Source organism: Picosynechococcus sp. PCC 8807 (genome assembly GCF_001693295.1).
In the GTDB taxonomy this organism is placed as follows: Bacteria; Cyanobacteriota; Cyanobacteriia; order Cyanobacteriales; family MRBY01; genus MRBY01.
Genome location: NZ_CP016483.1, coordinates 2,879,175 through 2,893,012, shown reverse-complemented (window position 1 = coordinate 2,893,012; position 13,838 = coordinate 2,879,175). Strand labels below are relative to the sequence as shown.

Sequence of the window (13,838 nt, the reverse complement as noted above, 5' to 3'; positions counted from 1 at the left end):
GGTTAGATGTTGATAATTTCCACGGGTTCCAGGGGATCTGCTGGGGTAAAGTCAAAGATTTGACTGTAGAAATAAAATTCACTGTCGAGGGCTTTTTTAATATTTTCAGCTTGGCGAAAACCATGCTGCTCTCCTTCAAAAGGAACGTAGGCGACGGGTAAACCTTTGGTTTTAATCGCTTCTACCATCATTTCCGCTTGGTTGGGGGGGACGACTTTATCCTCTAAGCCCTGGAAGAAAATAACGGGACAGGCGAGTTTTTCGGTGAAATGGATCGGCGATCGCCTGATGTATTTTTCCTTTTCTGCGGGATATTTACCGATGAGGCGGTCGAGGTAGCGGGCCTCAAATTTGTGGGTATCGGTGGCGAGCACTTCCAGGTCAGAAATGCCGTAATAACTGGCTCCGGCTTTAAAGACATCATGGAAGGTGAGGGCGGCTAAGGTTGTGTACCCCCCGGCACTGCCCCCAGCGATCGCCAATTTTTCCCCGTCAGCTAACCCCTTTGCCACGAGATATTTCGCCACGTTGACACAATCCTGCACATCGACAATGCCCCAATTGCCATCAAGGCGTTGGTGATATTCCCGACCATAGCCCGTGCTGCCGCCGTAATTTACATCTACAAAAGCAAAACCCCGACTCGTCCAATATTGAATCCGCAGGTTTAAGCTCGCTGCAGCCATCGCCGTGGGGCCACCGTGACTTTTTACCAAGAGAGGTGGTGCCGTATCCGCAGGGGCTTGGAAATCTTGGTTTGTTGGGGGGTAATACCAGGCGTGGGCGGTGAGGCCGTTTTCCGTGGGAAAGGCGATCGCCTGGGGTTGAGACAGATAGCCAGGATCAATTTTTAACGTGCTGGCTTCCGTGACCCGTACCGTTTCCCCCGTAAACAGATCCAGGGTAACAATGGCGGTGGGTTGGGTGGCAGTACCGCCGATAAAGGCAATCATTTCCCCCTGCACCTGGAGGTCACTAATGCTGCTGTAGGGGACGGGGATCGGCGTAAGGGCACGGCGGTCGGGGTTGAGGGTCGCCAGTTTCCAAGTGCCGTGATCGTTGTAGGTGCAGACTAGGGTCGTTTCATCGATAAAGCCGAGGATCGATTCCCCAAAAACCCAGTGGGGATAGCCAAATTCCGCTTCGGCAGGATAAACCGCTTGGATAGTTCCCTCAACGTAGCGATAGAGGTTCCAATAGCCGCTGCGATCGCCACTGAAATACAACACACCACCGGGCGACCAACGGGGTTCAACGACGGATTCACCATTGCCCCCAGCTACGAGCGTTTTTTCTCCTAAGGTGCCATCCCCTTGAATCGCGGCGATCCAAAGTTGGCTGTTGTCCCAGGGCATATCGGGGTGATCCCAACTAACCCAGGCGAGGGTTTTCCCATCGGGGGAAAGACGGGGCGAAGTGTAGAAATCATTGCCTTCAACAAGGACTTGAAGGTCGCCGGAATCGAGGGTGATCGCCACCAAATCGTTTTTGGGTTCGTGGCCTGGGACGCTGTGGTCTTCGCTAACACAAATTAAACGGTTGCGGGCTGCATCAAGAATGAAATCAGCATAGCGGCGTTGATTTTCTGGGGTTAAGGCTTGGGGTTCCTGGTTTGGCGCTTGGACATAGACGCGGCGATCGCCATCGTTGGAAAAATAAACGGTGCCAGCTTCCGTAATTAAAAAAGCACCACCACCATACTCATGGACACGACTACGCACATTAAAATCCGGCGGCGTAATATCAACTGTCGTTCCATCGCCATTGCGTTTTACCAGCACACTGCGCCCTTTTTCCTGGGGTCTGCCCTCAAGCCAGTAAAGATTTGTACCAGCCCAGGCCACCGCCCCTAAACCAATGCTGCTCGAAACAATCAGGTCGGAGGTAATCGGCGATCGCCAAGTGCCGTAGGGGGCGGTTTGCGGAGTGGCCATGGTAGAAAAAACCCAAGAAAATTCAAACTGATTATTACTCTACCTTTTGGGAAGCCAGGCCCACAATGGTTATTGGCTTGTACAAATGGAATCGACCACCTCACAGCCGGAGCCAAAATCACTACACACATCGAGGGCTGCTGCCTCGGCGCTCTCAATATCAGCCCCCCAGCCGCTGCCATAGGCCTCTGGCCCCATGGCGATCGCCCCACAGGCATTGCGGAACCAAACCAAGGCTTGGCAATCACCAGACGCAGCAAAAAATTCACAATCTTCCACAGCGGCTTGCTCGGCCTCTGCTTGGGTGGGTACATCAATCACATAGCCATATTCCCCGGTGGCCTCCGAAAAGGCGATCGCCCCAAAAAAGACGCCATCAGTCGGGGCGGTAATAACCGGATCGGGTGTTGTTGGTGTGGGGGTTGTCGGGGTTGCTGGCGTGGTCGGATTAGTGGGGTTAGGATTTGGGTTTTCTCCATTTCCCGGTGGCGTTGTCCCCGGATTTGGATTACTGGGCGTTACCCCTGGTTGGACTTCCCCGGCAATTTGACGTTGTTGCACCACTTGATAAAGTTGGTAGCCACCCAGTCCCAGTAGCCCTAAACCCAGGAGTAATCCCCAGGGAGCGCCGCGTTTTTTGGAACTGTTTTGTTGTAAATCTGCCGCCGAAAAAGAAAGCTCTTCGGCCACGTGATAGGTCGGTGGGGCCTGGCCTCCCCCGGTAATCTCTGTTGGCGGTGTGACCGGCGTACCAGCCGCAGCATTAGCATTGGAACCCGTGCCAACTGGTGCTGTGGCAATGGTAGAGGCAACGATGGTCGGTAAAATTTCTGGCATGACCTCCGTGGCTTGATTGTTAGGCATCGCCGCTGTAAGGGCCGCCCGCATTGCCTTAGCCGTCATAAACCGTTCTTTCGGATTGGGCTTAATGGCAAAATTCAGCACCGCCACCAGATGTTGATCCGCGATATTTTGACTGGGCCAGGTTAATTCGCCGGTGATGGGATCATGTTGAAAATCTTGGGGCATCATTCCGGTGAGGAGATAGACCATCGTCAGGGCGAGGGCATACAAGTCACTCGAAAAAACAGGCCGACCGGACGCCTGTTCCGGGGGCATAAACCCAGGGGTACCGATCACGATGGAGCTTTTTGGGGTGGCACCACTGCTCATCATTTGGGTGCCCATAATTTCCCGGACTGCGCCAAAGTCAATTAGTACCGGTTTTTTGTCCGCTGCGCGCAGAATGATATTTTCTGGCTTAATGTCCCGGTGGATAATTTGCTTGGTTTCAATAAATTCCAAAATATCGAGGGTATCCACTAAGATTTGCCGGACGGTGGCGGCGGACTGGGGCCCTTCATTTTTTAAAAGTGCCTCTAGGGTTTGGCCTTCGATGTACTCCTGGACGAGGTAAAATTTGCCATCTTCTTCGAAATAGGCATAGAGGCTCGGAATTTGGGGATTGCTGCCGAGTTCTTCTAGTAATACGGCTTCCCGTTGGAAACGTTCCTGCACCAGACGATAGATTTCGGATTGATCCTCAATGGGCCGAAGCTGTTTTGCGACCCGGATGGGCTGGGAGGGCATGTAGCTGTCTTTTACGAGGTATGTGACGCCAAATCCTCCACTACCCAACTCACGGAGAATTTGATATCGACCAGAACCGATTGTCTGTTTCGTCATGGCTTCAGGTTATATTTCGCGATGTCAAAGGAGTACTTGGGGCCTTTGATGCTTTCATCATAAACGGAGAATCTCAAAAGTCTGGTTAGAGGTGAGAAATTCCCACTGCAAAAAGGCGATCGCCCTCTACTTACCGTCAAATATCAAGGCCGCCCCTGGGAAAATTTTGTTTCTAAAACCAACGTCCACCATGGAAACGCCACAGGGGAAATAAGATGCGCATCAAACTCTGGGACACCACAAAGATCCCCAGCCAAACCGAGCCGTAGTGAATCACAAACCAGGTTAAAGACAGATCTGCCGTTAGGGGTAAGGCGACGCCCGCAAAATTCGGTAAGCCAGCCCACAAAAACAAAAAGAATATCCCTTCCCAGAGGGCCGCCAGCCATTGTAGAATCGCCGGCCAATCTTGATCCCAACGGTAATTTTGTAAATAGATGTAAAGACAGTCCCAGCCAAGGCCAAAAACGGTGATGTAACCCCAAACCGCCCAATAGACAGCACCAACGGGATTACCCCAGAGTCCCTCTGCAAAGCAGACTGTGAGGAGGGCACCCACCGTACCCATCAAAAGAAGTCGAGTTTGCCAGCGGCCAAGGAGTGTTGGGGTCATGGGGCTTGATTGTTAATCCATTTAAACCATTGGGATAGGGAAGCCAGGGGATGCAAAGGGCGCACCTGGGAAGCATTTTCCTGAGCCAAGGCTTCTACTGATTTTAGGGCACAGTATTGCAACCCCAAAAAGCTATCGACGGCGGCATGGGGGCCACCAAAGGTAATGGCGCCGGCGGCGTACATTCGTCCTGAGCGGTTACGCATTTCCGGCATTTCAAAATCATTGTTCACCTGGAAGCGGCCAAGGGCATTCAGGGTCAGTTGGTAATGGGTCACGAGGTCATTGAGCAGGGGGGTGGATTTGACTTTACCATCGAGACCCGTGGCGTCAATGATGTAGTTGGCGGTGAGGGTGAGTTCCCCTGTGATGCCTTTTTCGCGAATCCGCGTCACCGGACGTCCTTGGGCATCGGGTTCGACGGCTACGACATCCCCAAAAACGATTCGATACCAGCCTTTATCTAAACCCGTTTGGATAATATCGCGCCAGTCGTGGCGATCGGCGGTGGTGGTGCCGCCCCAATCGGCCAGGAGGTTAGTGCGTTCCCTGGGGGCAGCGTTTTCTAATTGTTCGCGCAGGGTGCCGCCCCAACAGGCCTTAGGCCAATTAAACGGTTGCAGTTCAAAATGGTTGCTCACGGGTCGCTGGGCCAGGCCAAATTTATTTCCCACGGGTTTTGGCGATCGCATTAGGTGCAAGATCGAAATGTTGGGGTTACGGCGGCGGGCTTCGTAGATGCGCTGGATCACCCTAGAGGCGACAATCCCCCGACCCCGAATCAAGACTGTCCCCCCCTGGCGTTCGAGGGTGCTATAGACGTGGTCATGCTCTTCGTAGGCATTGACGACCGTTTTAAAATCCCCTGTTTTTTCGCGGTAGTCCTGGAGATCTGGCAAAAATTGGATCACCGGATATCCGGTACACAGATGAACATAACGGCCAATGACAAAGGCATGGCGGCCCCGTCCCGCAGAATAGGCGATCGCATAACGACCATCATCGGTTTTCCGGATTGCCCGTACCCGCCCAAAGCGATACATATGGTGCCACCCAATCCGTGCCGCCTCCCGGTCAATAGATTTGAAGACATTGCCAGAACGAGGCGTATAGGTTTCCGTCAAAATCGGTTCCGTGAAGACCTGCCAGAGATGCCGTAGAGCTGCCTGGAAATGTCCCCGCAAAAAATCGCCGTAGGCTTCCCGTAGCGCATAGCTCGGCCAACCCCAGAGATTATCCGGACAAGAATCAGAATTAGACCGCAACCGCTCGTGGGCAGGAATTTGCGAGTTTAAGCAGAGCCGTTGGTAGCGGCCATAGGGTTTTCCTTCTAGGCCCAAAGCACGAACTTGCTGGGCCGGCACCCCGTAAACCCGTAAAAAATCAACCCAGATATAACTGCCAAGCCCGGCCCCAATGGCCACATAGTCTATCTCTTCGACGGGTAATCCGGTGGCATATAACTGTTGAGGACTGACATACTGCGCTTGAAATTCTGCGGGGGGAAAGGTTTCTAATGGGGAACTGCTGCTGGGGGGATCCGGCAGTTGTTGGTCTGGCACCTGAATAAAAGAATCGCTGGAGCGGCGCTGGGTCGCAGGTTGGTTGGGGGCGGTGGTGGTAATCGAAATTTCATAGGGGCCAATCCGCACCACATCCCCAGATTTCAAGCTCCTTTGGGTTTGGCGCTGGCCATTCACAAACACGCCATTGCTACTATTTTGATCCCCAATCCACAGTTGATCGGCCTGGAGAGAAATGAGGGCATGGTATCGAGAAACTTGGGAGCTATTGAGGGTTAATTTGGCGACAGGTTGTCCATTGGCGATCGCCGCTGGCATGCTGTTGGCATCACGACCAATGGCAATGGGTAATCCCAGGGCTAAGGTTTGCATGTCACTTGTGAGGGGATCTTTCCAGCTTAACCAGACCTGCTGCAATGTTGTCATATCAATGAATTCTGAGGAGAAACAAGAGAAACCCTAGGACTGTGGCCGCACCATCATCACCGTATTTGCGGCGGCTAAGGAAAATCCACACCAGGGACACCCTTGTTTAAGCACTTGCTCATCATACCGAGAAACCTTGCCACAGGACGGATTAGGGCATTTTAAACCGTAGGCTGAGGCCGTATTGGGGACTTGGGGTTGGGGCGGGGCTGCCACCTGAACTTGGCCTGGTAGGACTAACTGGGATACCTGCAATTGAATGCGACCCAGTTGAATCTGGCTGCCCTGGGATAGATTGGCTGTTCCTTGGGTCAGTTGGAAGCCATCAATGAGGGGAGGATTAGAGGGACGCAGATTCTGAATGAGCGCAGCATCTAAGGCCGCACTAAAAAATAGCTCAACATGGAGGGAAGAAACACTGCGGTCAGCAAAGATAATGTCACACTGGGCTGGGTCTCGGCCAATCCGCAATTTTTGGGCAACTTTTGTGGTTGCAGCTTGGTGGAATGTGTAGTGGTGTAGATGATTTTGTAACGACCACGCTAGGGTTAATTTTTCCATTGTCCTCAAGACTGACTGCGCGTAGCTGTCTAAGTATAGATTGGCTTTGTCTTCTGTCAAATTATAATAATCATCCGCTAAAAAGAAGCAGAAACTTTATGGTTTTTAATGGCCAGATGTTAGCTTTATTCATGCCGATTTAGTGATGCTCTTTGTCAAAAATTTAGTTTTTAAATCAATAGTTTTTTGAACAAATCAACTCTTTTCTATGGGAAATTGATCGACATTTAAAGGTGAATCTATTTTTCAACGACTGTCCTCAAGGATTTCTAAAAAGCGAATTATTTTTTTGGAGAAAAGACACTTTTTTTGATCCAGGCCAATCCTGCGGACGTATTTTGTTGGGGTCGATTCCCGATAAAATAGGCTTGAGTGAATTTTACCGAAAAGAGCTTGGGAGCTGACTGGTATGCTAGCAATGTGCAAACGGCTAATGGCGATCGCCTTGGTTATGGGGATTATAAGTTTCGCCTGGGGCAATTTTGACCCACCAAAGGCCTGGGCCGTGGACTACAACAAGCGCACCTTTATTCAAGAAGATTTTTCCCACCAGGACTTGCGGGACAATAGTTACGATCTCTCCAGTCTCCGGGGCTGCGATTTTAGTTACTCAGACCTGCGGGGGGTGCGTTTTTTCTCGGCTAATCTCGAATTCGTCAACTTTGAAGGGGCTGATCTCCGGGGTGCCGTCTTAGATTCTGCCCGTATTGGCCACGCGAACTTTAAAAATGCCAACCTAGAGGGGGCTTTTCTCGCCAGCGTCAAAATTACGCCATCCACAGTCATTGAAGGGGCCGATTTCACTGATGCCCTGATCTTGGCGCGGGAAAATGACAAGCTTTGCGAACTGGCCAGCGGCACCAATCCCACCACGGGCCGTGACACCGCAGCAACCCTATACTGCCCCTAGGTATTTCCATTAAATTTCAAAGGCTGAATCACTGCCCACTGACCACCTGAGCGACCCTGGCGAGGTGGTTTTTGTTTGGGGTTTTATTGACTTTCAACGATCAATTCAGGGAAGCTGAAACAAAATATCTTGGGGTTTACCATGGCTGATTCTGGGCGCAATCCGTTGCAATATCTACCGCTTACCGTCGGGATGATCGGGGGCACAATGTTGATGGTGAACCGTTTACTGACTCCCGCCCTCAGTGATTCCCAGGCCCGTTCCGACGTGGTGGGGGTGATTCTCAGTGCTGTTTTGATTTTGACCACCTTACTGTGGGAGCAGATCCAGCCTAAGGCTCCAGAAGCGGTGATTCTAGAAGGAGAAGAGCAGTTTGAGCTGGCCGAGGATCTGCCGGACGCTGTCAAAACAGAGCTTGCTTGGGCATCCCACCTACTATTGACCAATACGGTGACGAAATCGGTGGTGGTTTACCATGATGGCGAGACAATTCTGCGGCGGGGCATTTTTGGAGCGAAGAAAGAATTTAATATTGGGGCGATCGCCAAACGGGTTCTTGAAACCCAAAAGGCAGTGTATCTGGTGACCTTAAAAATGTATCCGGGGCGGGTTGAATTTGATTATTTACCAGAAAATACCCAGGGCATTATTTGTCAGCCCCTCGGTGAAACAGGTCTCTTAGTTTTGGGGACAAATATTCCCCGCAGCTATACAAAACAAGATGAAAATTGGGTCGCAGCTCTTGCTGAGAAATTGGCGATCGCCCTTGCGGAGGTTTAGAGATTTTCGGGTGAAGAGTTTCCCATACAAATTAAATCTTAATAGAACAAAACCACCCATAACCTACTTTCCTGAGAACTTCCGGAACCCTTTAACTAAGACTCTCTGGAGACATTAACTGAATCATCTTGCTGCCCGACTTGACAGTTTATTCAGTTAGGTTGCTCCCTGCTGCTACAGGTGGTTGGAAGTATGGATTTCACGCTTGAGTGGTTTTGTTTCGTTCGACGAGACAGATATGCAAAGAAACAGCTTGGTTTATCTCCTTAACTAACTTTACTTTACTCAGACAGTGGCTGTTTTATCTGCCAGGGAAGTTAAGTTCTACCTAACTTCAATTCTTAATTTAACAGGGTTTCTTGACCAAAACAATTACTTTCAATGAAAGTTTATTCTTCACTGAGTAAAAACATTTTTTTCTGTGAAGAAAAGTAAATACTTGGCCTCAAGTTTACCCGGTCGATTTTCCAGGCGATCGCCCCCTTACACAAACGGCTATGGTAGCTTGGGAAAAGATTTTTCTTTGGGCCTGTCAATGCTCTACATCCAAGATTTGGTGTACCATCCTGCGGCAACGCCTGAGCCGATTTTGCAGCAGGTGAATCTTAAGTTAGCTCCCCAGGAAATGGGAATGATTGTGGGGCCGAGTGGCTCTGGGAAAACGACGTTACTCGAAATTTTGGCGGGCTTGGCCCAGCAGACCCAGGGGCAGATCCGCTGGCAAGAACAAACTTTAAGTAATCTCCACTTGCAACAGTTGGCGGGCCTCGTGTTTCAATTTCCGGAGCGTCACTTTTGCGCCTCGACGATTTTAGAGGAAGTCCGGTTTGGCCATCCAGAATTACGCCTAGAACAAATCCAAGATGCTTTGGCGGAGGTGGGTCTCGAAAATTTGGATCTCAAGGCTTCACCCCATGCCCTGAGTGGCGGCCAGCAAAGGCGTTTATCCCTCGCGGTGCAATTGATCCGCCAGCCAAACCTGTTGATGTTGGATGAACCGACGGCGGGCTTGGATTGGTCAATGCGATCGCAGCTGGCAAAATTACTGGCGAAACTCAAACAACATTGGACGTTGCTCATCGTCACCCACGATCCCCACGAGCTAGAGGCGATCGCCGACCGTTGTTGGCACATTGATCGGGGTCAAGTTACTGTGACAAAGGAGCCTGGGGTCGCAAATACGTCGGCGGAATAAACTGCTCCAGGTGCCAAGGGGCGGCAACCTTGGCAAGGGCTTGGGCATCCAGCAAATTTTCAGCGTAGGGCATGACCCCAAGCACCGGGATTTGGGTGAACTGTTGCACCATGGTCGGTGGCGTCAAAGCTTCAATTTGTCCCATGGCTTCAGGGGTACCGCAACTGAGGATGATTCCCTTGAGATTGACCTTCCGTTCCCGCGCCAAACTCACCTGGGCGATCGCCTGGCCAATGGAACCCAATTTCACTGGCACCACCAACAGCGTCGGTAACTTCCACTGCCCTGCCAAATCTGCCACCGTCAACTCGTCAGTTACAGGCGATCCTAAGCTCCCCAGGGACTCAGCAATGACAAAATCTTGAGCATTACTCAAATCCTGGAGCTCCTGCCAGACGATTCCCAGATCAATGGCTTTTCCCTCTAGGCGAGCGGCCACCGGGGGCGCAACCGGGGTTTCATACTCCAAAGGTACCTTGAGAACTGTTCCCCCATCACAGAATTTTTCGTACCATTGGCGATCGCCGATCCCTGTCTGGAGTAGTTTGATTACCCCTAGCTGAGAAAAAGGAAGAAAATGACGCCAATAGGCAATCAGGGCCGAGCTGACCACTGTTTTCCCCACTTCCGTGTCTGTTCCCGCGATTAACAAGCAATTTTGCAGCATAGAAAAATTTCAAATTGAATTTAAAGGTTTATTGAGTACAATAGACCCTGAAGATCAGCACCTTCCTTAACAATTTTTTTATTTTCTATTAACCCTAATCCTTTCCAGTGGCGATGATTGCCCCCAATGGTTTTACCGTATCTATCCAGTCTAAAAAATGGGGCTAAGTAATTGTACTTTGGTAACACATATCATCGAAACGACCAAAAGGAGGATTATGGTGTCTGCACTGATCCCTTGGATGTCCTTTATCAAACCGAAAGAGAGGTTTATTCTGCTGTGAGCCACTCCGCCACCCTCGCCTTACAATCTGTTCTGCAAACCCCCACCGATAGCAACCGTCTCCGGATTTTTTCGGGATCGGCGAATTTGCCCCTAGCCAACGAAGTGGCCCGTTATCTGGGCATGGATCTTGGCCCTATGATCCGGAAGCAGTTTGCCGACGGTGAAATGTACATCCAGGTGCAAGAGTCGATCCGGGGTTGCGATGTTTACCTCATTCAACCCTCCTGCCGTCCGGTCAACGATCACCTGATGGAACTGTTGATCATGATCGATGCCTGTCGTCGGGCTTCGGCACGCCAAATCACAGCGGTGATCCCCTACTATGGCTATGCTCGCGCTGACCGCAAAACCGCTGGTCGCGAATCCATTACAGCGAAACTGGTGGCTAACTTGATTACCCAGGCAGGGGCCGGTCGGGTGCTGGCGATGGATCTCCATTCGGCGCAAATCCAAGGGTATTTTGACATTCCCTGTGACCATGTCTACGGTTCCCCGGTGATCATTGACTATCTCAAAAGCAAAAATTTAGAGGATATTGTGGTGGTCTCTCCCGATGTGGGCGGGGTGGCGCGGGCGCGGGCCTTTGCGAAAAAGTTAGATGATGCGCCCCTGGCCATTATTGATAAACGTCGCCAGGCCCACAATGTCGCCGAAGTGATGAACGTCATTGGGGAAGTTAAAGGAAAAACCGCGATCCTTGTTGATGACATGATCGACACCGCTGGGACGCTCCAGGAAGGGGCCAGATTACTGAAGAAGGAAGGGGCCAAGGAAGTGTATGCTTGTGCGACCCATCCAGTCTTCTCTGGGCCTGCGGTGGAACGTCTCTCTAGTGGTCTGTTTGAGGAAGTTATCGTAACCAATACGATTCCGGTGCCTGCCGACAAGCAATTTGAAGAACTGACGGTGCTGACGGTGGCCAATCTCCTCGGTGAAACCATTTGGCGCATCCACGAAGAAAGTTCTGTGAGCAGTATGTTTCGGTAAATTTTGGCTTGGCTAGAACAATCAATTGATTTTGGGGAGGGAAAGATCATTTGTCCCTCTTTTTTTTAGGCAATTTTCAACCAAAGGCGATCGCCCCCGGTGATCCAGAAGAATCTTCTACAATGGGGAGCGGCCGTTATTCTCAAATTGTGTTTAGAAAGTTTTATGGTAGTTGAGCAAATCCTGGATCTCGCCAAACAAAAGGGTATCGAAGCGGAGGTGTACTACCGCAGTAGCCGTGATACTCCCATCGATTTTGAGAATAATCGCCTCAAGTCCCTCGAAACCAAAGCGAGCCAGGGGGTTGCCCTGCGGGTGGTCGTCGATGGGAAATTGGGCTTTGCCAGTGCCACAGATTTAACGCGCCTCGAAGATGTCGTCGATGCGGCGATCGCCACGGCAGAAATCGGTGATCCCGTGGATTTTGAGTTTGCCAAGGATTTTCAAGGGGTTGTGCCTGAAAGTGATTATGTGCTGCCAGAAACCGCAAAACTGGTAAAAATTGGCGAAACCCTCATCGAAAAAGTACGGGCTTACAACGACGATATTCTCGTCAGTGCGGGGTTCCATATCCGCTCTGGTCAGACCAAACTGGCCACTACCAGCGGTGTCTATGGCGAACGCAACAGCAAAATTGTTAGTGCCAGCCTGGGCGGAAATCTTGTCCAGGGGGAAGATTTTCTTAATGCCTACGGTTACGATGTCGCCAAGGATGGAGAACCCGATTACGACAAGATCCTCGCTACCCTCATCGAAAAATATACCAATGCCGAAAAAGCAGCCCAAATCACCAGCGGCCAATATCCTGTGCTGTTTACCCCCAGGGCGGCCCTCAGCGCCATCGGCGGCCTGTTTGATACGATTCTCTCCGGTCAAGTGGTGGTGCAAAAAGCCTCACCCCTAGCGGGAAAAATTGGCGAACAACTCTTTGGCGATCGCCTAAGCATTTACGAAGATCCGACCATCGGTGTTTCCGCCTGTCCCTTTGACGACGAAGGCACCCCCACCCAGAAAAAAACCTTTATCCAGAACGGTATTGTCCAGCAATTCTATTGGGATCGCCAGTGGGCCGCTCGCGGCAACGCCGAGGCCCAGGGGAATGGTTTCCGGGGCGGTCTTTCTCGTCCCAGTCCCGACATGGTGAACTTTTGCATGGGGGCCGGGAAAACCCCGTTAACGGAGCTGATCAAGGGCATGAAGGAAGGGGTGATCGTTGATCAAGTGTTAGGAGCGGGTCAGTCTAATCAGCTAGCTGGGGAATTTTCCGTGAACCTCGACCTCGGTTACAAAGTCGAAAACGGCGAAATTGTTGGTCGCCTGAAAAATACCATGGTGGCGGGCAGCATCTTTGAAGCCTTTGCAGATTTAGTTGATTTTAGTGACACCTGCGAATGGGTTGGTGGTAGTGCTTATATGCCAGCGATTCTGTTCGGCAAGTTGGGGGTTGCGTCCAGGGCGGTTTAAAATTGCCATACTTGCCCCTGCATTGTGAGCGATGATGCCTGTGAAATCTGTGATCCGATTGCTGAGTCTCTGTTGTGTGTGTGTCCTCTGCCTGGCGGGTTGTGTGGACTATGATGTGGAGATCGCCTTCGACCACCAGCACCATGGCGAAATTCACCAGCATCTCCAGTTGGGGGATGAGTTTACGAACTTTAATCAGCAAGAAGCAAAGCACTGGCTCAAAAGTGTGGAAAAACGCGCCAGGGGGCTCCATGGTTCTGCCCAGCGGCTCTCGACCCAGGAGTTGGATGTACGAATTCCCTTCCATAATGGGGCTGATTTAGTAGAAAAGTTCAATGACTTTTTTAACCCGGAAGGACAAAATCTCCAGGCGACAGATTTAGATTTGGTACAACTCAAATCGGCGATCGCCCTTGAACAAAAAAACTGGCTTTTGTTTGAACGTAACCGAGCCACTTTGGACGTAGATTTGCGGGCCTTGGGCGTTTTGTCCCAGCGGGGCAGTTTGATCCTCAGTCCCGGTTCCCTCCTGGATTTAGACGTCAGCCTAAAAACGCCTTTGGGGGCACGGGTGATTAATCGCAACACGACGACTGCGCCCGTCACCCGCAAGGAAGGCGATCGCCTAATTTGGACATTACAACCGGGGCAGCTCAATCATCTGGAAGTGGCCTTTTGGGTGCCCAGTTGGGTAGGTCTTGGCTCCGGGGGTCTAGTGGCGTTGTTATTCCTGGGTTATTACCTAAAATATCGCCGTTTGCCAGTGTAGTTGCTGATCTATCGCTATTGTTAAATCAATTGCCCTTA

12 protein-coding genes are annotated in these 13,838 nt (G+C 51.1%); 6 read left to right on the top strand and 6 right to left on the bottom strand.

What is annotated here, in order from left to right; all coding sequences use genetic code 11:
- Positions 1-2 precede the first annotated feature (2 nt).
- From AWQ24_RS13870 to AWQ24_RS13850, 5 genes are all read right to left on the bottom strand, one after another.
- Entirely contained in the window at positions 3-1,934 is a 1,932-nt protein-coding gene (locus AWQ24_RS13870; RefSeq protein ID WP_065717153.1) for a S9 family peptidase, read from the bottom strand.
- A 69-nt stretch (positions 1,935-2,003) separates the two neighbouring features.
- Positions 2,004-3,620, bottom strand: a complete 1,617-nt coding sequence (locus AWQ24_RS13865) for a protein kinase domain-containing protein (RefSeq protein WP_065717152.1) — start codon at positions 3,618-3,620, stop codon at positions 2,004-2,006.
- A 172-nt stretch (positions 3,621-3,792) separates the two neighbouring features.
- On the bottom strand, positions 3,793-4,233 hold the full coding sequence (locus AWQ24_RS13860; protein WP_030007734.1) for a hypothetical protein: 441 nt from the start codon (positions 4,231-4,233) through the stop codon (positions 3,793-3,795).
- Complete coding sequence (locus tag AWQ24_RS13855; RefSeq protein WP_065717151.1) at positions 4,230-6,182, bottom strand: FHA domain-containing protein; 1,953 nt, start codon at positions 6,180-6,182, stop codon at positions 4,230-4,232. The genes AWQ24_RS13860 and AWQ24_RS13855 overlap by 4 nt, the downstream gene beginning before the upstream one ends.
- A gap of 33 nt (positions 6,183-6,215) precedes the next feature.
- A complete protein-coding gene (locus tag AWQ24_RS13850) occupies positions 6,216-6,743 on the bottom strand; it encodes an FHA domain-containing protein (protein ID WP_062436206.1) in 528 nt (175 codons plus the stop codon).
- A 409-nt stretch (positions 6,744-7,152) separates the two neighbouring features.
- Between AWQ24_RS13850 and AWQ24_RS13845 the strand changes: the two genes are divergently transcribed.
- From AWQ24_RS13845 to AWQ24_RS13835, 3 genes are all read left to right on the top strand, one after another.
- Positions 7,153-7,653 (top strand): pentapeptide repeat-containing protein, encoded by a 501-nt coding sequence (locus tag AWQ24_RS13845; protein ID WP_065717150.1) that lies wholly within the window; start codon positions 7,153-7,155, stop codon positions 7,651-7,653.
- A 141-nt stretch (positions 7,654-7,794) separates the two neighbouring features.
- Positions 7,795-8,433 carry a cofactor assembly of complex C subunit B gene (locus tag AWQ24_RS13840; protein ID WP_065717149.1) on the top strand — a complete coding sequence of 213 codons (639 nt, stop codon included), beginning with the start codon at positions 7,795-7,797 and terminating at the stop codon, positions 8,431-8,433.
- 535 nt (positions 8,434-8,968) lie between these two features.
- On the top strand, positions 8,969-9,628 hold the full coding sequence (locus tag AWQ24_RS13835; RefSeq protein ID WP_065717148.1) for an ABC transporter ATP-binding protein: 660 nt from the start codon (positions 8,969-8,971) through the stop codon (positions 9,626-9,628).
- Here AWQ24_RS13835 and bioD read toward each other — a convergent pair.
- Positions 9,582-10,295, bottom strand: coding sequence for a dethiobiotin synthase (bioD, locus tag AWQ24_RS13830; protein WP_065717147.1), 714 nt, complete (start codon positions 10,293-10,295; stop codon positions 9,582-9,584). The two genes, AWQ24_RS13835 and bioD, sit on opposite strands and share 47 nt — an antisense overlap.
- Before the next feature lie 279 nt (positions 10,296-10,574).
- Between bioD and AWQ24_RS13825 the strand changes: the two genes are divergently transcribed.
- The 3 genes from AWQ24_RS13825 (at position 10,575) to AWQ24_RS13815 (ending at position 13,800) form a co-directional block, all read left to right on the top strand.
- A complete protein-coding gene (locus AWQ24_RS13825) occupies positions 10,575-11,567 on the top strand; it encodes a ribose-phosphate pyrophosphokinase (RefSeq protein WP_012308319.1) in 993 nt (330 codons plus the stop codon).
- A gap of 165 nt (positions 11,568-11,732) precedes the next feature.
- Positions 11,733-13,031: a TldD/PmbA family protein gene (locus AWQ24_RS13820; RefSeq protein ID WP_065717146.1), complete on the top strand. Its 1,299-nt coding sequence runs from the start codon at positions 11,733-11,735 to the stop codon at positions 13,029-13,031.
- Between the two features lie 31 nt (positions 13,032-13,062).
- Positions 13,063-13,800, top strand: coding sequence for a DUF3153 domain-containing protein (locus AWQ24_RS13815; RefSeq protein WP_065717145.1), 738 nt, complete (start codon positions 13,063-13,065; stop codon positions 13,798-13,800).
- Positions 13,801-13,838 lie beyond the last annotated feature (38 nt).

Excerpts from the sequence above, each read along its gene's own strand:
- bioD (WP_065717147.1), bottom strand. The coding sequence starts at position 10,295 with ATGCTGCAAAATTGCTTGTTAATCGCGGGAACAGACACGGAAGTGGGG.
- AWQ24_RS13835 (WP_065717148.1), top strand. The coding sequence starts at position 8,969 with ATGCTCTACATCCAAGATTTGGTGTACCATCCTGCGGCAACGCCTGAG.
- AWQ24_RS13850 (WP_062436206.1), bottom strand. The coding sequence starts at position 6,743 with ATGGAAAAATTAACCCTAGCGTGGTCGTTACAAAATCATCTACACCAC.
- AWQ24_RS13820 (WP_065717146.1), top strand. The coding sequence starts at position 11,733 with ATGGTAGTTGAGCAAATCCTGGATCTCGCCAAACAAAAGGGTATCGAA.
- AWQ24_RS13845 (WP_065717150.1), top strand. The coding sequence starts at position 7,153 with ATGCTAGCAATGTGCAAACGGCTAATGGCGATCGCCTTGGTTATGGGG.
- AWQ24_RS13860 (WP_030007734.1), bottom strand. The coding sequence starts at position 4,233 with ATGACCCCAACACTCCTTGGCCGCTGGCAAACTCGACTTCTTTTGATG.
- AWQ24_RS13855 (WP_065717151.1), bottom strand. The coding sequence starts at position 6,182 with ATGACAACATTGCAGCAGGTCTGGTTAAGCTGGAAAGATCCCCTCACA.
- AWQ24_RS13870 (WP_065717153.1), bottom strand. The coding sequence starts at position 1,934 with ATGGCCACTCCGCAAACCGCCCCCTACGGCACTTGGCGATCGCCGATT.
- AWQ24_RS13840 (WP_065717149.1), top strand. The coding sequence starts at position 7,795 with ATGGCTGATTCTGGGCGCAATCCGTTGCAATATCTACCGCTTACCGTC.
- AWQ24_RS13865 (WP_065717152.1), bottom strand. The coding sequence starts at position 3,620 with ATGACGAAACAGACAATCGGTTCTGGTCGATATCAAATTCTCCGTGAG.
- AWQ24_RS13815 (WP_065717145.1), top strand. The coding sequence starts at position 13,063 with ATGATGCCTGTGAAATCTGTGATCCGATTGCTGAGTCTCTGTTGTGTG.